At 64.1% G+C, this 18,272-nt stretch carries 17 protein-coding genes; 9 read left to right on the forward strand and 8 right to left on the reverse strand.

Annotated features, from left to right (window positions below):
• Positions 1–52 precede the first annotated feature (52 nt).
• The 6 genes from G6P99_RS19950 to G6P99_RS19975 all read left to right on the forward strand — a co-directional run bounded on the left by G6P99_RS19950 (position 53) and on the right by G6P99_RS19975 (position 6,185).
• A complete protein-coding gene (locus tag G6P99_RS19950; protein ID WP_029078618.1) occupies positions 53–292 on the forward strand; it encodes a hypothetical protein in 240 nt (79 codons plus the stop codon).
• 263 nt (positions 293–555) lie between these two features.
• Complete coding sequence (locus G6P99_RS19955; RefSeq protein ID WP_165123216.1) at positions 556–3,111, forward strand: TonB-dependent receptor; 2,556 nt, start codon at positions 556–558, stop codon at positions 3,109–3,111.
• A gap of 20 nt (positions 3,112–3,131) precedes the next feature.
• Positions 3,132–3,821 carry a Fe2+-dependent dioxygenase gene (locus tag G6P99_RS19960; protein ID WP_029078620.1) on the forward strand — a complete coding sequence of 230 codons (690 nt, stop codon included), beginning with the start codon at positions 3,132–3,134 and terminating at the stop codon, positions 3,819–3,821.
• Between the two features lie 3 nt (positions 3,822–3,824).
• Positions 3,825–4,910, forward strand: coding sequence for a tonB-system energizer ExbB (gene exbB / locus G6P99_RS19965; protein WP_029078621.1), 1,086 nt, complete (start codon positions 3,825–3,827; stop codon positions 4,908–4,910).
• A gap of 3 nt (positions 4,911–4,913) precedes the next feature.
• Entirely contained in the window at positions 4,914–5,378 is a 465-nt protein-coding gene (gene exbD / locus G6P99_RS19970) for a TonB system transport protein ExbD (protein ID WP_029078622.1), read from the forward strand.
• Between the two features lie 12 nt (positions 5,379–5,390).
• Positions 5,391–6,185 carry a TonB family protein gene (locus tag G6P99_RS19975; protein ID WP_165123218.1) on the forward strand — a complete coding sequence of 265 codons (795 nt, stop codon included), beginning with the start codon at positions 5,391–5,393 and terminating at the stop codon, positions 6,183–6,185.
• A gap of 112 nt (positions 6,186–6,297) precedes the next feature.
• Here G6P99_RS19975 and G6P99_RS19980 read toward each other — a convergent pair whose 3' ends face one another.
• From G6P99_RS19980 to G6P99_RS19995, 4 genes are all read right to left on the reverse strand, one after another.
• Positions 6,298–7,518, reverse strand: coding sequence for an ABC transporter substrate-binding protein (locus G6P99_RS19980; RefSeq protein ID WP_029078624.1), 1,221 nt, complete (start codon positions 7,516–7,518; stop codon positions 6,298–6,300).
• A 197-nt stretch (positions 7,519–7,715) separates the two neighbouring features.
• Positions 7,716–8,144: a hypothetical protein gene (locus G6P99_RS19985; RefSeq protein ID WP_084518293.1), complete on the reverse strand. Its 429-nt coding sequence runs from the start codon at positions 8,142–8,144 to the stop codon at positions 7,716–7,718.
• A gap of 81 nt (positions 8,145–8,225) precedes the next feature.
• Positions 8,226–8,906 (reverse strand): site-2 protease family protein, encoded by a 681-nt coding sequence (locus G6P99_RS19990; RefSeq protein ID WP_029078626.1) that lies wholly within the window; start codon positions 8,904–8,906, stop codon positions 8,226–8,228.
• Between the two features lie 86 nt (positions 8,907–8,992).
• On the reverse strand, positions 8,993–9,907 hold the full coding sequence (locus tag G6P99_RS19995) for a DMT family transporter (protein ID WP_029078627.1): 915 nt from the start codon (positions 9,905–9,907) through the stop codon (positions 8,993–8,995).
• Positions 9,908–9,998: 91 nt separating this feature from the next.
• On the opposite strand from G6P99_RS19995, the gene G6P99_RS20000 reads away from it, so the two are divergent.
• Positions 9,999–10,871 (forward strand): LysR substrate-binding domain-containing protein, encoded by an 873-nt coding sequence (locus G6P99_RS20000; protein WP_029078628.1) that lies wholly within the window; start codon positions 9,999–10,001, stop codon positions 10,869–10,871.
• Here G6P99_RS20000 and G6P99_RS20005 read toward each other — a convergent pair.
• The 4 genes from G6P99_RS20005 to G6P99_RS20020 form a co-directional block, all read right to left on the reverse strand.
• Complete coding sequence (locus G6P99_RS20005) at positions 10,868–11,614, reverse strand: SDR family NAD(P)-dependent oxidoreductase (RefSeq protein ID WP_029078629.1); 747 nt, start codon at positions 11,612–11,614, stop codon at positions 10,868–10,870. The genes G6P99_RS20000 and G6P99_RS20005 overlap by 4 nt on opposite strands.
• Before the next feature lie 25 nt (positions 11,615–11,639).
• Positions 11,640–12,371, reverse strand: coding sequence for an SDR family oxidoreductase (locus G6P99_RS20010; RefSeq protein ID WP_029078630.1), 732 nt, complete (start codon positions 12,369–12,371; stop codon positions 11,640–11,642).
• A gap of 117 nt (positions 12,372–12,488) precedes the next feature.
• Complete coding sequence (locus G6P99_RS20015) at positions 12,489–14,327, reverse strand: IlvD/Edd family dehydratase (RefSeq protein ID WP_029078631.1); 1,839 nt, start codon at positions 14,325–14,327, stop codon at positions 12,489–12,491.
• 212 nt (positions 14,328–14,539) lie between these two features.
• Positions 14,540–15,568 (reverse strand): LacI family DNA-binding transcriptional regulator, encoded by a 1,029-nt coding sequence (locus G6P99_RS20020; protein WP_029078632.1) that lies wholly within the window; start codon positions 15,566–15,568, stop codon positions 14,540–14,542.
• A gap of 206 nt (positions 15,569–15,774) precedes the next feature.
• On the opposite strand from G6P99_RS20020, the gene G6P99_RS20025 reads away from it, so the two are divergent.
• Both G6P99_RS20025 and G6P99_RS20030 read left to right on the forward strand, forming a co-directional pair.
• On the forward strand, positions 15,775–16,842 hold the full coding sequence (locus tag G6P99_RS20025) for an ABC transporter ATP-binding protein (protein WP_029078633.1): 1,068 nt from the start codon (positions 15,775–15,777) through the stop codon (positions 16,840–16,842).
• A 79-nt stretch (positions 16,843–16,921) separates the two neighbouring features.
• Positions 16,922–18,241, forward strand: coding sequence for an ABC transporter substrate-binding protein (locus G6P99_RS20030; RefSeq protein WP_029078634.1), 1,320 nt, complete (start codon positions 16,922–16,924; stop codon positions 18,239–18,241).
• The last annotated feature ends 31 nt before the right edge of the window (positions 18,242–18,272 follow it).

Here is an 18,272-nt window from a genome sequence, read left to right on the forward strand (position 1 = left end):
GCGCGATGTCGTTCATATCGCGCAGCGACGATGCGAGAGGATGAGGGCAGCGATGGATGAGTTGAACGGGCGCATGATGGCATGCCAGATCCTGGTCATCGGACTGATCGCGCGCGTCGCCAACGAGCAGCGCGACCCGCTGCGCTTCCTCACGGATTTCCGCGACGAGATCAAAGCTGTCGTCAACGGCGTCAATATCACGGGCCTGGAGAACAGCGACAGCGTGCGGCAGGTCGCGCAGCGGACCATCGACGAACTGTTTTCGCTGATGAAGCCACCGAGCGCCGAGTGATCGGGACGACGTATAGATCAGCGCCTTGCAAGGCGGTGGCCGGCGACGCTTGGTGTCACTTTAGAACAGTTATTAGAACGCTTAAAAACTAGAGTTTAGAACGATTTGAAAGCGCAGATTAGAATCGCTTTGAATTGGGGCGATTCAAGCCAACTGTTGCGCTGATCGCATTGATAAAAAAACTCACGCTCGATAACCGATGAAGACAGTTCGTCGCAGCTTCATTTCGCGAACGAACTGGATTTATCTGGGGCACGCAAAAAATGAGCAATGTGAAGGCGCCGAGATCGCTGCGCTTCGATGCAGCGAACGGTTCGGCTGATGATACGGGGTATTCCGCGACGAAGGTCTCCGCGGTCGCTGGTCTGATCGCGGTGGCGTCGTTTTCGGGGGCGGAAGCGCAGCAATCCAACCTCCCGCCGGTGAATGTCGATGCGCCGGTCGCCCGACCCAAGCCCGTCACGTCAAAGCCGACCTCGGATCAGGTCCGCGCCCGCAATGCGCTGCGCCGTGCCGCGCGCCGCAACAATCAGCAGGCGCAGCAGGCACCGGTGCCGTTTCCCAACGCCGGCGGTCTTGCCGCCGACCGTGACCCCTATGCGGATCCGGCCGCGCCGTACAAGGGCGACCGCTTGCAGGCATCCGGCAAGTTTCCCGAGCCGATCCTGAACACGCCGAGGTCGGTCACCGTGCTGACCAAGGACGTGCTCGAAGACAAGAATGCGACCTCGCTGAAATCGGCTATCCTGTCGACGGCGGGTGTCACACTCGGTACGGGCGAGGGCGGCAACGCTTTCGGCGACCGCTTCTTCATCCGCGGCTTCGACGCACGCAACGATATCTTCATCGACGGTGTCCGCGACGCCGGCGTCAGCGTCCGCGAGAACTTCTTCACCGAGCAGGTCGAGATCCTGCGCGGCCCGGGCTCGTCCTTCGCGGGCCGCGGCACCACCGGCGGCGCGATCAACATCGTCACCAAGCAGGCGACGACGGAGAAGAGCTTCTACAACATGGACACCACGTTCGGCACCGATCGCACCAAGCGAGTGGTGCTCGATGTCAACCAGGTGATCAGCCCGACGCTGGCGATCCGCGCCGGCGGTCTGTTCCAGGATGCCGGCGTCGCCGGCCGCAGCTACGTCACCGACAATCGCGATGGCGGCTTCGTCGCGGTGAACTGGAAGCCGGTCGATGCGGTCAAGATCACCGGCAACTACATCCACACCGAACTCACCGGCATTCCGGATTTTGGCGTGCCGTATTATCGGCCGAGCACCGCGAGCACGGCCGGCGGCCCGTTCCCGGACTTCGGCGTCAACCGCAACAATTTCTACGGCTTCGTCAATCGCGACTTCTTCAGGACCGGGCAGGACATCGGCACGATCAACGCCGAGGTCCAGATTACGCCGGACCTGACGATCAGCAACAAGATCCGGGAATCGCGTTCGACCCAGAACTACATCGGCACGCTGCCTGAATCGCCGACGCTGGCCGCTGGTGCGCCGTTCAGCGCGTACACGCTGACTGCGAATCCGCAGAGCCGATACCAGGTCACCGACGTGTTCGCCAACCAGACCGAGGCGACCTACAAGTCGGTCGACGGGCTCGGCTTCAAGCACACGACGACGGCCGGCATCGAATACGACAACGAGCGGTCTTCGATCGACGGCTACACCGGCCTGAGCTCCGAAATCACCACCGGCACATCGTCGTTCACGGGCAGCGGTTCGCTCTCCGGCGTCAGCGTCTTCAACCCGCAATTCACAAATCAGCCGTTCGGGATACCGTCGCTCCTGGGAAGACCGACCAAGATCGGTATCGACACCGTCAGCGGATACGTGATGGATTCCGCCAACTACAACGACTTCGTCATCCTCAATGGCGGCGTCCGTTACGACGACTACAAGATCAACACGTCCGCATTCGCGACCAATGGTACCCTCGGCCAGCAGTCGGCCGAGTTCGGGATGCCGAACTTCAACCTCGGCCTCACCCTGAAGCCGCTCCCGAACGGCAGCGTCTATGCAGCCTACGCGACCTCGTCCAACCCTGTCGGCGCCGAGTTCGACGGCACCAGCACCGCCTATGGCGGCATCAATCCCAACCTTCCCGGCGGCAACACCCAGATCTTCGGGCCGGAAAAGAACAAGGCCATCGAGGTCGGCACCAAGTGGGAGCTGTTTGATCGCCACTTGCTGGTGACGGCGGCGCTGTTCCAGACCGAGAAGGAAAACGCGCGCGAAGCGCAGAATGTCAACAACGCAACCGCGGCTTCAGCGCTTGGATGCACCTATCCAGCCGGAACGACCGGCAACATCTCCTGTATCACGGCGGGCGCCGCCTACCGTATCCGCGGTATCGATCTCGGCGTCGGCGGCAAGATCACCGACAAATGGAGCGTGTTCGGCGGACTGGTGCTGATGCAGTCGGTCGTGACGAAGTCGCTGGCGCCGCCGGCCAACACGATCCTGTACTCCAGCAACGTCGGATTGCCGCTCGCCAACGTCGCGCCTCAGTCGTTCAGCATGCTGACGAAGTACCAACTCACCGACATGTGGGAGCTCGGCGGGCAGGCGGTGTACCGTTCGAAGGTGTATGGCGGCACGCTGCTCGCGGCGAACCAGGGCACCTCGATCCCGAGCTACTGGCGCTTCGACGCCTTCGCCGAGGCGAAGATCGACAAGAACTGGACCATGAAACTGTTCGTCAACAACATCTTCGACAAGCGCTACTACGACGCGCTGTACCAGAGCGCTGCACCGTTCGTGCTCGAAGCACCCGGACGCGCCGCGTATCTGGTTGTTTCTGCGCGTTACTGACGGAGGCTTCGCGGCGGAAGATGCTGGTCTGTGTTCCCAACGTATTGAGCAAGGCTGATGTGGCGGACTTCCGCCGCATCATGGATGCCAGCGGATGGGAGGACGGCCGCTCGACCGCCGGTGCCGCTTCCGCGCTGGTCAAGCGCAACGAGCAGTTGCCGCCCGACAGCGAGGTCGCGCGGCAGCTTGGCAACCGGATCCTGAGCGCGCTGTCGGCAAGCCCGCGCTTCATCTCGGCGGCGATCCCGCTTAGAATCTTTCCACCCTTGTTCAACCGCTATGCCGCAAGCGACGGGCACCATTTCGGCCTGCATGTCGACAATGCGGTGCGCGGCGACAAGCTGACGGGCCTGCGGATCCGCACCGACCTCTCGGTCACGCTGTTTTTATCGGAGCCGGAGGACTACGATGGCGGCGAGCTTGTGATCGAGGACCTCTACGGATCCCATGAAATCAAGCTGCCGGCGGGCGATCTGGTAGTTTATCCTGCTTCCAGCTTGCATCTGGTCACGCCGGTGACCCGGGGCACCCGGGTTGCGTCTTTTTTCTGGCTGCAGAGCATGGTACGGGATGCACACACGCGCAGCCTGATCTTTGATCTCGATACGGCGATCCAGGCTCTGGTGGAGCGGCTGGGGCGCGATGACCCTGAAACGGTCAAATTGACCGGCATCTATCACAACCTGATCCGTCACTGGGCTGAAGTGTAACTGATGATGACATTCAAGTTCCCCGCTGCATCCGTCGTGATCGCCTCGCTGGCGATGCTGATGCTGGCCGCGCCGTCTTCGGCGCAGCAGCAAACGGCGCCTGCCGCGAAACCAGCGCCCGTGACCCAGTCTCAGTTGCCCGTGGCCCAAGCGCCCGCGGCCCAACTGGCGCCCGCGGCCCAACAAGCGCCTGCGGCCCAGCAGGCGCCGGCGGCCCCATCCCCAGTGGCTGCCCAGGCTGCGCCGGTGGCCCCAGCGGCACCGCAGGCCCAGGCCGCCCCGGTACCTGCCGCGCAGGCCTCAGTACCGACCGCGATCGATGCGTCGTCGGTCGCGCCCGCAGGTGGCGATGGCAAGTCGCTGAAGTCGACCGGCACCGGGCTGCGCGAATTGTCGCCGTGGAATATGTTCCTGAACGCCGACATCATCGTGAAGGCGGTGATGCTTGGCCTTGCCTTCGCGTCGCTCGTCACCTGGACGGTGTTCATCGCCAAGATGGTCGAGCTGACCGTGGCGCAGAGCAAGCTGCGCGGTGCGCTGGCCAAGATTGCTGAATCGCGCTCGCTGGCGGAAGCGCAGTTCGCGCTCGGCGCCAAGGGCAGCGTGCTATCGTCGTTCATTGCGGCTGCGATGCGCGAGGGACGTCTGTCGGCGGGGATCTCCAGCGACAGCGGCATCAAGGAGCGCGCCGCGTCGAGCTTTGCCGAGATCGTGCGCGCCGAAGCCCGCAAGATCCGCATCGGCATGGGCCTGCTCGCGACCATCGGCGCGACGTCGCCCTTCGTCGGTCTGTTCGGCACCGTCTGGGGCATCATGAACAGCTTCATCGGCATCTCGAAGTCGCAGACCACGAATCTTGCCGTGGTGGCGCCGGGCATCGCGGAAGCGCTGCTGGCAACCGCGATCGGCCTCGTCGCGGCGATCCCCGCCGTCATCATCTACAACCATTTCTCGCGCGTCACGAAGGTCTACCTCGAGCTCGTCAACCGCGCCTCGGGCGCGGCCGGACGTCTGTTGTCGCGCGATCTCGATCGCACCCATGGCAGCGTTCCGCTCGGCACGCATGCGCGCGCCGCGGCGGCGGAGTAGGCGATGGCAGTCTCGATCTCCGAGAACGATGGCGACGACGATTTCGCGGAATCCCACGAGATCAACGTCACGCCGTTCATCGACGTGATGCTGGTGCTGCTGATCATCTTCATGGTGGCGGCGCCGCTCTCGACCGTCGACCTGCCGATCGATCTGCCGACTTCCAGCGCGACGCCGCAGAAGAAGCCGGACAAGCCGACCTATGTCAGCATCAAGCCGGACCTGACGCTTGCGATCGGGGAGAATTCGGTGAAGCGCGTCGACCTGGTCAATGCGCTGGATGCGGTGCCCGAGATGAGCAGGGACAAGTATGTGTTCGTGCGTGCCGACCGTGTCGTGCCCTACGGCGAATTGATGGGCGTGATGGAGTTGCTGCGCGCCGGCGGCTACACGCGGGTCAAGCTCGTCACGCTCGAGGGCGTTCCGGGAGCGCCCGCGGCACCGCAGGCCGAGCCGGCCAAACCCTGACGGCGAACAACGATGTCCACCAACCCCGATCTCGATCTGCGGGCGTCCAAGCGGCTCTGGGTGATCGCCGCGGTGACGGCGGTCGGGCTGCATCTGGGCGGCGCGGCGCTGGCGCTGACCAATTTGCGCGGCGACGACGACGACGAAGGCCTTGGCGCTGCCGGCGCGGAATATGCCGTCGAGCTTGCCTCCCCGGATGTGCCTGAGGAAGCCGCACCGCCCGGAGCGCCGGCCGACGAGCAGCAGGCCGTGCAGGAGATGACCCAGCAGAAGGCGGAGGTCAAGGATACCGACCTGCCGCAGGCCCAGCCGATGGAGGCCGACGACCCCGATCGCATCGTCACCGAGGACAACAGCAAGAAGCAGAAGGAGGAGGAGGCCAAGGTCGCCAAGGTCGAGACCAACGCGCAGGAGGCTCAGCAGGCTTCGGAGGCGGCGGCGCCGACCAAGCTGGAAGACGCTTCGCGCCAGTCGGAGACCACGAAGGCCCCCAATCCCGGGATCGGCAAGGACAAGCTCGCGCTGACCGCCAAGTGGGGCAAGAAGATCAGCGCCTATCTCGACCTGCACAAGAAATTCCCGGAGAACAAGATCAAGGATGCCAAGGTCAAGGTGGCCCTTGTGCTCAACCGCGTCGGCAAGGTGCTGTCGGTCGCTGTGATGGAATCGTCGGGTGACGCCGCCTATGACGACGCGGCGGTCTCGATGGTGCACCGTTCCGATCCGGTGCCGGCGCCCCCGGCCGACCTGACCGACGATCAGTTCTCCTTCAGCCTCGACGTCAAGTTCAACAAGCCGAAGAAGTAAGCGGAAAGACTCGCGACATAATCGCAAGTCTTCGTCATTCCGGGGCGCGACGAAGTCGCGAGCCCGGAATCCATTTCACCGTTGAATACGCTGCCCAGTCGCGTAGGGCGGGTTAGCTTTTCTTCACCAATGGGCAGACGCTCTTCTCGAGCGGCAAAAAGGCTTCATCGGCGGGGATGGTGGCGACCAGCTTGTAATAGTCCCACGGATACTTTGACTCCGACGGCTTCTTCACCTCGAACAGATAGGCGGGGTGGATCTTGCGGCCGTCGATGCGGATCGAACCCTTGCCGAACAGCGGATCGTCGGTCGGCAATTCCTTCATCTTGGCGACCACGGCGCGGCCGTCGTGCGGATTGCCGCCGAGCGCCTCCAGCGCCTTGAAATAATGGATCAGCGACGAATAGACCCCGGCCTGCACCATGGTCGGTGGGTTCTTCTTGAAGCGCTCCATGAAGCGCTTGGTGAAGGCGCGGGTCTGGTCGTTCAGGTCCCAGTAGAACGTTTCGGTGAAGTTCAGGCCTTGCGCGACGTTGAGGCCGAGCGCGTTGACGTCGGTCAGGAACATCAGCATGCCGGCCAGCTTCTGGCCGCCGGCGACGATGCCGAACTCGGCCGCCTGCTTGATCGCATTGGTGGTGTCGCCGCCGGCATTGGCCAGTCCGACGATCTTGGCCTTCGAGCTCTGCGCCTGCAGCAGGAAGGACGAGAAGTCGGCGTTGTTGAGCGGATGCTTGACGCTGCCGAGCACCTTGCCGCCATTCGCGGTGACGACCGCCGCGGTGTCTCGCTCGAGCGCCTGGCCGAACGCGTAGTCCGCGGTGAGGAAGAACCAGGTGTCGCCGCCGGACTTCACCAACGCCTTGCCGGTGCCGTTGGCCAGCATGTAGGTGTCGTAGACCCAGTGCACCGTGTTCGGCGAGCACTGCGCGCCGGTCAGGTCCGATGATGCCGAGCCGGAGTTCAGGTTGACGACGTTCTTCTCCTTGGCGAGGTTAGCAATCGCAAGCCCGACGCCCGAGCTTGCGAGGTCGACGAACACGTCGACCTTCTCGACGTCGATCCACTGCTTGCCGATGTTGACGCCGACGTCGGGCTTGTTCTGGTGATCGGCAGCGATCACATCGATCTTCCAGCCCTTGGCGAGCAACCCGGAATCCTCGATCGCCATCTGCGCCGCCACCGTCGAGCCGGGTCCGCCGATATCCTGATAGAGACCGGACTGATCGCCGAGGCTGCCGACCCGGACAACCTTGTCCATGGTCTGCGCCGACGCGCTGCCTGCGAATACCAGGCTCGTGGTCATGACCAGGGCTGCAATGGAACGCTTCATCTTCCCTCCAGTATGATTTTGTTTTTTGAGTTCCGCATTATGCCCGGCATCGGGCGCATCGCCTAGGGCACTGGCGCGATCGGCCGCACGCGTTATTCCACGCTGCGGCGATATGAGGGGCCGGTGACGCGCGACGGGATGCCGCGGCGTCCGCGCGTCGATCATCAAAACGGGGGAGGGTTGAAGCGCGGACTGCGCTATTTGAAGTAGTAGCGGATCGCGACGTAGACCACGACAAGACAGGCGAAGATCAGCGCCACCGGCATCGGGCGCTTGGCGTTCGCGTCGGAGGCGTTCGCCTTCTTCGCAGGCAGGCGGCGGAACGTGGTGACGTTGCCGGTGTCGGCAACCGGTTCGCGCGAGCGCGCCGGAACTTCCGGCGCTTTGCCGGCGCCGCCCATCTCCGCATAGTAGGTGCGATACATCTGTTGGATGGTTGCCTCGCCGGCATCGGCTTCGCTCATCTGGTCCACAAGCTTCTTGTAGATGGCGAGGAAATTCTGCGCCTCAGGCGGCAATGCGGAGGCGCCGTTCAGCTTGGCCATCATCTTCCAGGTTGCAAGGTCAGCCCGCGCGCGGGTGTCGGCGCGTCGTGCAATCAGCATATCGGCAGCTTTGATCACCATGGCCTCGAAGCGTTCCCGTTCCCGCGCATGACCCGGACAAATGGACGCCGGTTTTCCGATCAGGTCATGCCTAAAGCAAGGCTATGTGTTTCCGGTAATGAGGAGAAGGGCATTGATCACATAGCCGGTCAGAGTTCGCAGTATCGTTGAAATAACATCAAGATTTAGGCCGATCTGCCGGCCGACCACCGGCAGCAGGATCAACAGCCCGATCAGGATCAGCATGCCGTAGGGCTCGAGCCTGGAGAGCGGGATCGCCAGCGGCCGCGGCAACAGTCCGACCGCGACCCGGCCGCCGTCCAGCGGCGGAATCGGCATCATGTTGAAGATCGCGAGCACGATATTGATCAGGAAGGCGTTTTTCAGGTTGTCCGCGGTCCATTTTGCGGCATCGGCCGGCACCAAGGGCAGTGCGTGGAATGCCAGCGCCGCCGCGGTCGCCAGGATGATGTTGGTCACCGGGCCGGCCAGCGCCACCCACACCATGTCGAGCTTGGGATGGTTGAGCTTGCGGAAGTTCACCGGAACCGGCTTGGCGTAGCCGAACAGGAACGGCGAATGCGCGAACAGCAGCATGGCCGGCAGGATCAGCGTGCCGAACGGGTCGATGTGCTTCAGCGGGTTGAAGCTGACGCGGCCAAGCTGCCAGGCGGTGTCGTCGCCGAGCCGGTGCGCGACGAAGCCGTGTGCGGCTTCGTGGAAGGTGATGGCGATGAGGACCGGCAGCACCCAGACGGAGACGTCGTAGAGGGAAATATTCAAATGCGTGCCGCCTCGGGTTCGCTTGGACCGGACCGTCAGGCTAGCACGGATTCGCCAGGAACCTGGCTGGCAGGCGTTGCCGCAGGTCAGCGCGGGTCCGGAGCGACGGCCGGCTCAGCCACGTGCGCCTGTTGCGGCTGGGTGGTGGCGATCCAGATGCCGGCGAAGACGGTGACGATGCCGGCCATCAGATTCCAGCTCAGCGGTTCGCCGAGCAGGACGGCGCCGACCAGCGAGGCCGCGATCGGATTGACGGTGACGGATATTGCGACCCGGGTCGGCGTCGTCCGCTCCAGCGCGAAGGCCCAGAGATAGAAGGTGAGCGCTGCGCCGAAGGCGCCGAGATAGATCGCGCCGAACCATTGCGGTGCGCCGAAATCGGCAACCGGCGCAAAGCTGCCGCGCACGAGCGAGGCCGTTATGAGGACCGCGGCTCCGGCCGCCATGGCGAATGTGGTGAAGGGGATCGGGCCGGAACGGCGGATGAAGGGTTTCGACCAGATGCTGTAGAGCGCCATGCACAGCGCGGCGGCGACCATCAACAGGTCGCCGCGCCAGGCGCCCATGGGCGCCGTGGCGAGGCCGGAGAGCAGCGCCAGCGAGACGCCCAGGATCGTGACCAGCACGCCTGTGGTCTTGCGTGCGGTCAGCGGCTCGGCACCGAGTGCCGCGCCGACCAGCATCGTCAGCAGCGGCAGCGTCGAGAGCGCGAGCGCGCCGCGCGCGGCGGTGGTTGATATCAGCGAAGCGTTGAACAGGATCGGAAACGCCGCAAAGAACAACAGGCCAAGGCCGGCCACGCCGGGCCAGTCACGCCGCGGCGGCCAGCTCCGACGCTGCAACAGCGCCAGCGGCAGCAACAGCAAGACGCCGATGCCGAAGCGGAATGAGCCGATGGCCAACGGATCGATGGCGCCGACCAGATACCGCGTCGCCCCGATCGAGGTGCCGCCGAGCGCACTCGACAGCACCGCCGCCAACACCCCAGAGATCTCGCCCATGCCGTTCGCCCCCGGTTTCGCTTGCGCAATCTAGGGAAGGGGCGATAATCAGGAAATCGAATAGATTTGATCAATCAAATCACGGATCGTTATGAGTATTCCTGTCCTGGATCCGGACCTGCTGCAGGCCTTTGTCGCGGTGGCGGACCATCGCTCCTTCACCCGCGCCGCTTCGGCGCTGAACCGGACTCAATCGGCCGTCAGCATGCAGGTGAAGCGGCTGGAGGAGCGGTTGCAGGCCGAGCTGTTCCACCGCAGCACGACCAATGTCGACCTAAGCGCGGCCGGCGAAGGGCTGCTGGGTTACGCCCGCCGCATTCTGAACCTCAACGCGGAGGCGGTCGGCCGGGTGCGCGAGCGCGGCACGGACGGGCGGGTGCGCTTGGGCGTGATGGACGACTACGGCACGTTGATCGTCCCGCCGTTGCTCAAGGACTTCATCGCCAACTATCCGCTGATCCATGTCGAGATGGAGACCGGGCTGACCTCGTCGATGACCGACCGGCTCGGCGAAGCCTATGACCTCGTGATCGCGATGCACCCCGAGGGGCGCGGCGAGGGCGAGCTGCTGCGCAGTGAGCAGGCGGTGTGGGCAACGAGCGCCGCGCATCGCGTCGAACAGCTCGATCCGCTGCCGGTCGCGCTCTACCCGCAGGGCTGCCTGTTCCGGAGCTGGGCGATGCAGGCGCTGGACGAAGCCAACCGCCCGTGGCGGCTCGCCTTTGTCAGCCACAGCCTGTCAGCGGTCGAGGCGATCGCGGCGCAAGGCCTTGCCGTGACCGTCGTCAAGTCGGGCACCTTTCCGCCGAGCTTGCGCCGCCTGACCGCGCGCGACGGCATGCCGCGACTGCCGCGCGCCGAGATCCGCCTGCATCGTGCGCCAAATCTTTCGCGCGCAGCGTCACTGCTCGCCGATCATCTCGTCACGGCGCTTCGGCAGCCGGCCAGGCGTGGAGCCGCCTAGTACGTCGCGCGTCCGCCGGAGATGTCGAACACTGCGCCGGTCGAGAAGGCGCAATCTTCCGACGCCAGCCACGCCACCATCGAGGCGAGCTCCTCGACCAGCACGAAGCGGGCTTTCGGAATCTTCGACAGCATGAAGTCGATGTGCGCTTGCGTCATCTGGTCGAAGATCGCGGTCTTCGCCGCGGCCGGCGTCACCGCATTGACCAGGATGTCATGCTGGGCGAGCTCCTTGCCGAGCGATTTCGTCAGCGCGATCAGCCCGGCCTTCGACGACGAATAATGCGCGGCGTTCGGATTGCCTTCCTTGCCGGCGATCGAGGCGATGTTGACGATGCGGCCGTATTTCTGGCCGATCATGGTCGGCACGATCGCCTTGCAGCAGATGAAGGGACCCTCGAGATTGATGCGCATCACCCTGCGCCAGTCGTCGAGATCGGTTTCCCACACCGGCTTGTTGGCCCCGGTGATACCGGCGTTGTTGACGAGGATGTCGATCTTGCCGAACGCCCGCAGCGTCTGATCGCGCGCGGCGTCGACCGCGGCGGGGTCGGTGACGTCGGTCTTGATCGCGATGACGTTCTCGCCGATCGCCCGCGCGGTCTTCTCGGCCAGCGGCTGGTCGAAATCCCAGATCGCGACCTTGGCGCCCGATCCGACAAAGCGCTCGGTGATGGCGCGGCCAAAGCCTTGCGCGCCGCCGGTGACGACGGCGCAGCGGCCGTTGAGATCGATCCTGTTCATGCAAAATGCCTTTGATCGCGTGGAGTCAGAGCATGAAGCCGCCGTCGACGACCATGTCGACGCCGGTGGTGAATGCCGCTTCGTCGCTCGCAAGATAGACCGCCATGGCCGCGATTTCCTCTGCGGTGCCGAGCCGGCCCATCTTCTGGCGGGCGACGAATTTCTCGCGTCCATCCGGGCCGGCGGCGGCCGCGCGATCGAGCATCGAGGGCGTCTCCACCGTGCCCGGGCAGATCGCGTTGCAGCGAATGCCCTGGGTGATGAAGTCGAGCGCAACCGCGCGCGTCAGCAGCGAAACTGCCGCCTTCGACGCGCTGTAGACATAGCGATTGGCCGGCGGCCGCAGCGCCGCGCAAGACGAGATATTGACGATGCTGCCGCCTCCGCCCGCCAGCATCCCAGGCAGAAACGCCTTGATGGTCCGGTGCATGGATTTGACGTTGAGGTCGAACGAGAAGTCGAAATCCTCGTCCGAGCACTCCAGAATGGTGCCGTGATGCACGAAGCCTGCCGCATTGAGCAGGATGTCGATCTTGCCGACGCGCTTGGCGAAGCTGTTGACCTCAGCGCTGCTGCGGACGTCGAGCCGCGCGGTCTCGGCGACGCCTTCCTTGCCCAGCGTGGCGATGCCGCTCTCATTGATGTCGGTCGCGATCACGGTGGCGCCTTCACGCGCGAATGCGATGGCGCATGCACGTCCGATGCCTGCCGCGGCGGCGGTGACAATTGCGCGCTTTCCCTTCAGTCGATCTGACATGCGTTTCTTCCTTCAGCTCTCGTATCTTTTTGCTGTCATGCGCGGGCTTGACCCGCGCATCCATCTTGCGAAGAGCGATGGATTGCCGGGTCAAGCCCGGCAATGACGGTTTTGGGGTCAGTGATTATCCCGCGCCACGCCGACCTTGCCGGCGATGTCGTGGTAGCGGGTCGCGAGCTCGAGGCAGGCGCCGGTCGCGTGCTGGCCGACGGTCTGGCGGTAGAGCTCCTGCCACGGCGTCTGGTTGGCCGGGTGCGGGAAGCCGCCCTTGGCCTTCAGCTCGGCGCGGCGGGTGCGCAACTCATCCTCCGAGATCAGGATGTTGGCGCTGCCCTTGTTGAGGTCGATGCGCACCTTGTCGCCGGTCCTCAGGATCGCGAGCCCGCCATCGGCGGCGGCCTCCGGCGAGGCGTTGAGGATCGACGGCGAGCCCGAGGTGCCGGACTGCCTTCCGTCGCCGATGCAGGGCAGGGACAGGATGCCGCGTTTGATCAGCGCCGCCGGCGGCTGCATGTTCACCACCTCGGCGCCGCCGGGATAGCCGATCGGGCCGGTGCCGCGGACGAACAGCACGCAGTGCTCGTCGATCTCGAGCGCGGGGTCCTCGATCCGGGCGTGATAGTCCTCCGGCCCCTCGAACACGATGGCGCGGCCCTCGAAGGCGTTGAGGTCCTTCGGGTTGGACAGATAGCGGTCTCGGAACTCCTTCGAGATCACGCTGGTCTTCATGATCGCGGAATCGAACAGATTGCCGCGCAGCACGAGGAAGCCGGCGTCCTTCACCAGCGGCTTGTCGTAGCCCCAGATCACGTCGCCATCCGGCTTCGGTGCTTCCTTGCAATTCTCGCCCATGGTGCGGCCGTTGACGGTCAGCGCCCCTTCATGGATGCGCTTGTGCTTGATCAGCTCGCGCACCACCGAGGGCACGCCGCCGGCGCGGTGATATTCCTCGCCGAGATAGAATCCGGCCGGCTGCATGTTCACCAGGAGCGGCACGTCATGGCCGTATTTCTGCCAGTCGTCGATCGACAGCTCGACGCCGACATGGCGCGCCAGCGCATTGATGTGGATCGGCGCATTGGTCGAGCCGCCGATCGCGGAGTTGACCACGATGCAGTTCTCGAACGCCTCGCGGGTCAGGAAGTCCGACGGCTTCAGATCCTCCCAGACCATGTCGACGATGCGTTTTCCGGTCTCGTAGGCGATCTGGCCGCGCTCGCGATAGGGCGCCGGGATCGCCGCGCAGCCCGGCAGCGAGAAGCCGAGCGCTTCGGCCAGGGAGTTCATCGTGGAGGCGGTGCCCATGGTGTTGCAGTGGCCGACCGAGGGCGCCGAGGAGGCGACGATCTCGATGAACTGCTCATAGTCGATCTCGCCCGCGGCGAGCCGCTCGCGGGCCTTCCAAACCACGGTGCCGGAGCCGGTGCGCTGGCCCTCGTGCCAGCCGTTCAGCATCGGTCCACCCGACAGCACGATCGCCGGCAGGTTGACGGTCGCCGCCGCCATCATGCAGGCCGGCGTGGTTTTGTCGCAGCCGGTGGTCAGCACCACGCCATCGAGCGGATAGCCGAACAGGATCTCGACCAGGCCGAGATAGGCGAGGTTGCGGTCGAGCGCCGCGGTCGGGCGCTTGCCGGTCTCCTGGATCGGATGGGTCGGAAACTCCATCGCGATGCCGCCGGCGGCGCGGATGCCCTCGCGGACGCGGTGCGCAAGCTCGAGATGATGCCGGTTGCAGGGCGACAGGTCGTTGCCGGTCTGGGCGATGCCGATGATCGGCTTGCCTGACTGCAATTCCTCGCGGGTCAGGCCGTAATTGAGGTAGCGCTCGAGATAGAGCGCGGTCATGCCCGGATTGTGCGGATTGTCGAACCATTCCTGGGAGCGGAGCCGGCGGCCCTTACCCTGCTTGGTCTCGCCTGCGGCGCTATGCCCGTTGGTGGGGGGTTTTGTCATTGGTTTCTCCCGCAATGCAAACACTTGATGGGCCCATTCAAGGGCTCTGGTTCAACGTTGTTCTACCTTGCGCAAATCGTGGCGCATTACAAACCTCGACGATCACGCACAGGTGTTTCACTGGATGGATTGGACCTTAGTTGAAGGCTCTTGGTTGCGCTACCATTTTGTCATTTTTGCTTCCCTTGTGACGGTCTGTTGGCGGGTGGATGTCAGGTGCGTCGCGCCGAGCTTTGTCGTTCCATGACACTGAAGCCGAGATCGACGACCGGCTCGGCGGGGCGGCGTCCTTCCAGCGTCTCGATCACCATCATGGCAGCGCTTCTGCCCATTTCGTAGCGATTGGTGCGCACGCTGCTCAGCGTCGGCTCGCTCGACGCCATGAATTCGAGGTCGTTGAAGCCGACGATGGCCATCTGCTCCGGCACCGCCACGTGACGGCGCTTGCATTCGAACAGCGCCCCCAGCGCAAGGTCGTCATTGACGCAGAACACCGCGTCGATATCGGGCGCCTTGGCGAGCAGGTCGGCAAATAACGTGCCGCCCAACGTCACCGAGGTTGGAATCGCCGTGGTGACGATCAGCTGTGGATCGAACAGCCCAGCCTCGGTCATCGCGGCGCGATAGCCGTCGAGCCGGCGCTGCACCCGTGGATCCATCCGCGCGCCGAGGAAGCCGATCCGCCGGTAGCCCTGCGCGAGAAGATGGGCGATCGCAGCTTTTGCCGCGTCAAAATGCGAGAATCCGATCATCATATCGATCGGAGAGGGGCCGACCTCCATGATTTGCACGATCGGGCAGTCGACCGTTTCCATGATGCTGCGGGAATCGGGGGTCTGGTTGATGCCGGTGATGATGAGACCGGCCGGCTTCTGTGCCAGAAAAAGACGCAACAGGCGCTCTTCCTGCAGAATGCTATAGCGGGTGTTGGCGAGCTGGATGCTGTAGCGGCTGCCGTCGAGTGCCTCATAGATGCCGCGCAGCACGTCGGAGAACACATTGTTGGTCAGCGACGGGATCAGGACACCGATCACCTCGGTGCGCTGCGATGCGAGCGCGCGTGCCGCGAGATTGGGCACATAACCGAGTTCTTTTGCCGCACTCTCAACCCGGGCGCGCTTGCCGAGCGAGAGGGCTTCCGGATTCCTGAAGAAGCGTGAGGCCGTAATCGGGCTGACACCGGCGAGTTTCGCGACTTCCGCGAGCCGGATCTTGCCTGGCATGATGCGCTTTCGGGCCATTTGCCGCTCATATCACGACGTTCGTCGCAGACAAACTGATATTGACAGCGCTACCAAGCGATTGCTAATCGAACGATTGCCAAAACCGGATAAACTGCGGACAATAAGTTCAGTCCAACAGAGCCGCGCACCCAGCGCGGCCGGAACAAAACAGAGCGGTGGCGGCACTCGCCGTACGTCGTCGGGAACTTGAGGGAGGGAAGTGGATGTCGTCGGTCCAGATTCGCGACGTGCGGAAATCGTTCGGCAATTTCGAAGTCCTGCACGGCGTGTCGATCCCGATCGAGGACGGCGAGTTCGTCGTTCTGGTCGGCCCTTCCGGCTGCGGCAAGTCGACCCTGCTGCGCATGCTGGCGGGGCTTGAGAACATCACCTCGGGCACGATCTCGATCGGCGACCGCGTCGTCAACAATGTCCAGCCCAAAGAGCGCGACATTGCGATGGTGTTCCAGAACTACGCGCTCTATCCGCACATGACGGTCGCCGACAACATGGGCTTCTCGCTGAAGCTGCGCGGCGCCAAGCCCGAGGAAATCTCGAGCGGCGTCAGGCGCGCAGCCGAGATCCTCGCCCTGACGCCGCTGCTCGAGCGCTATCCCCGCCAACTCTCCGGCGGCCAGCGCCAGCGCGTCGCAATGGGCCGCGCCATCGTGCGCGATCCCCAGGTGTTCCTGTTCGACGAACCGCTGTCGAACCTCGACGCCAAGCTGCGCGTCGCGATGCGCACCGAGATCAAGGAGCTGCATCAGCGGCTGAAGACCACGACCGTCTACGTCACCCACGACCAGATCGAGGCCATGACCATGGCCGACAAGATCGTGGTGATGCATGACGGCATCGTCGAGCAGATGGGCTCGCCGCTCGAGCTCTACGACAAGCCGGAGAACCAGTTCGTGGCCGGCTTCATCGGCTCGCCCGCGATGAATTTCCTCAAGGGCAAGGTCAAGGTGAACGGCGCGGCCTATTTCGAGGGGCCGAACGGCGTCAAGCTGCCGCTGAAATCGGCGCCGGCCAATTCCGACGGCCAGCCCGCGGTCTACGGCGTGCGGCCCGAGCATTTCACCATCGCCGATGACGGCGCCGAGGCCGAGATCGTGGTGGTCGAGCCGACCGGCTCGGAGACCCAGGTGTTCGCCAAGCTCGGCGGCGAGCAGGTCGTCGCCGTGTTCCGCGAGCGCCATCAGTTCAATCCCGGCGACAAGGTTCGGCTCAAGCCGGATCCGGCGCTGGTTCATCTGTTCGACGATTCGACGGGGAAACGACTGAATAGCTGACGGACCGATTGATCTGAATGGCCGACCAACAGGCCAGATCAAAAACAAGAAAAACACAAATCATTTGGGAGGAAGAACGATGCACGATTTGACTCGCCGCTCGCTACTTCAGGGCGGCACCGCGCTGGCTGCAACCGGCATGCTCACCGGGCCGGCGCTGTTTGACTTCGCCAAGGCCTGGGCGCAGAGCGCGCCCTGGAAGGCGGAGCCCGGCGCCAAGCTCACCGTGATGCGCTGGAAGCGCTTCGTGCCCGCGGAAGATGATGCGTTCAACGCCATGGTCGCGGCGTTCAAGACGGCGACCGGCACCGAGATGAACGTGTTCAGCGAGTCCTTCGAGGACGTGCAGCCGAAGGCGTCGGTTGCCGCCAACACCGGCTCCGGTCTCGACCTCGCCTGGGGCCTGCACACCCTGCCGCAGCTGTTCCCGACCAAAGTGCTGAAGATGAACGACGTTGCCGACTATCTCGGCAAGAAATACGGCGGCTGGACCGACGCTGCCGCGAAAACCTGCAAGCAAGGCGATGACTGGCTCGGCATTCCCGTCGCAACCATCGGCGGTTACCTGACCTATCGCAAATCGGCGGTGGAGAAGGCGGGCTTTAAGCAGGTGCCGTCGGACTTCCCGGCCTATCTCGAACTGTGCAAGGCGCTGAAGGCAAACAACACGCCGGCCGGCTTTGCGCTTGGCCACGCCACCGGCGACGCCAACGCGTGGGTACACAACATCCTCTGGGGCCACAACGGCTGGACCGTCGACAAGGACGACAAGGTCATCATCAACTCGCCGGAGACGATGAAGGCGCTGGAATATGCCAAGGCGTTGTCGGACACCTTCATTCCGGGTGTCGCATCCTGGAACGACTCCTCCAACAACAAGGCGTTCCTGTCCGGCGAGCTGTACCTAACCTCGAACGGCATCTCGATCTACGTCGCGGCCAAGGACGATCCGAGCAAGAAGGAGCTCGCCGAGGACATCGACCACGCGCTGTGGCCGGTCGGCCCGCTCGGCAAGCCGACCGAGCTGCAGCTTGCGGTTCCGATCCTCGCCTTCAACTTCTGCAAATATCCGAACGCGGCGAAGGCCTTTGTCGCCTTCATGCTGGAGAAGGAGAATTTCGAGAAGTGGCTGTCGGGCGCGCGGGGCTATCTCACCCAGACGCTCAATGCCTACGACACAGCTCCGGTGTGGACCGCCGATCCGAAGAATGCCGTGTTCGGCCAGGCCTCCAAGCGCGCTCTGCCGGCCTCCGGCATCGGCACGCCCGGCGAGAAGGCGGCGACCGCGATCGCCGACTTCATCGTGGTCGACATGTTCGCGAACTACTGCACCGGCGCCAAGGACGGCAAGACCGCGATGGCGGAAGCCGAGCGGCAGTTGAAGCGCATCTATCGCTGATGTGATGCCCGCGGGCGGCGGACAGCCGCCG

The organism is Bradyrhizobium sp. 6(2017) (assembly GCF_011058295.2).
GTDB classification, from domain to species: domain Bacteria; phylum Pseudomonadota; class Alphaproteobacteria; order Rhizobiales; family Xanthobacteraceae; genus Bradyrhizobium; species Bradyrhizobium septentrionale.

Bases quoted from the DNA above. Each gene is read 5' to 3' on its own strand.
- G6P99_RS19950 (WP_029078618.1), top strand. From the start codon at position 53: ATGGATGAGTTGAACGGGCGCATGATGGCATGCCAGATCCTGGTCATC.
- G6P99_RS19955 (WP_165123216.1), top strand. From the start codon at position 556: ATGAGCAATGTGAAGGCGCCGAGATCGCTGCGCTTCGATGCAGCGAAC.
- G6P99_RS19960 (WP_029078620.1), top strand. From the start codon at position 3,132: ATGCTGGTCTGTGTTCCCAACGTATTGAGCAAGGCTGATGTGGCGGAC.
- exbB (WP_029078621.1), top strand. From the start codon at position 3,825: ATGATGACATTCAAGTTCCCCGCTGCATCCGTCGTGATCGCCTCGCTG.
- exbD (WP_029078622.1), top strand. From the start codon at position 4,914: ATGGCAGTCTCGATCTCCGAGAACGATGGCGACGACGATTTCGCGGAA.
- G6P99_RS19975 (WP_165123218.1), top strand. From the start codon at position 5,391: ATGTCCACCAACCCCGATCTCGATCTGCGGGCGTCCAAGCGGCTCTGG.
- G6P99_RS19980 (WP_029078624.1), bottom strand. From the start codon at position 7,518: ATGAAGCGTTCCATTGCAGCCCTGGTCATGACCACGAGCCTGGTATTC.
- G6P99_RS19985 (WP_084518293.1), bottom strand. From the start codon at position 8,144: ATGGTGATCAAAGCTGCCGATATGCTGATTGCACGACGCGCCGACACC.
- G6P99_RS19995 (WP_029078627.1), bottom strand. From the start codon at position 9,907: ATGGGCGAGATCTCTGGGGTGTTGGCGGCGGTGCTGTCGAGTGCGCTC.
- G6P99_RS20000 (WP_029078628.1), top strand. From the start codon at position 9,999: ATGAGTATTCCTGTCCTGGATCCGGACCTGCTGCAGGCCTTTGTCGCG.
- G6P99_RS20005 (WP_029078629.1), bottom strand. From the start codon at position 11,614: ATGAACAGGATCGATCTCAACGGCCGCTGCGCCGTCGTCACCGGCGGC.
- G6P99_RS20010 (WP_029078630.1), bottom strand. From the start codon at position 12,371: ATGTCAGATCGACTGAAGGGAAAGCGCGCAATTGTCACCGCCGCCGCG.
- G6P99_RS20015 (WP_029078631.1), bottom strand. From the start codon at position 14,327: ATGACAAAACCCCCCACCAACGGGCATAGCGCCGCAGGCGAGACCAAG.
- G6P99_RS20020 (WP_029078632.1), bottom strand. From the start codon at position 15,568: ATGGCCCGAAAGCGCATCATGCCAGGCAAGATCCGGCTCGCGGAAGTC.
- G6P99_RS20025 (WP_029078633.1), top strand. From the start codon at position 15,775: ATGTCGTCGGTCCAGATTCGCGACGTGCGGAAATCGTTCGGCAATTTC.
- G6P99_RS20030 (WP_029078634.1), top strand. From the start codon at position 16,922: ATGCACGATTTGACTCGCCGCTCGCTACTTCAGGGCGGCACCGCGCTG.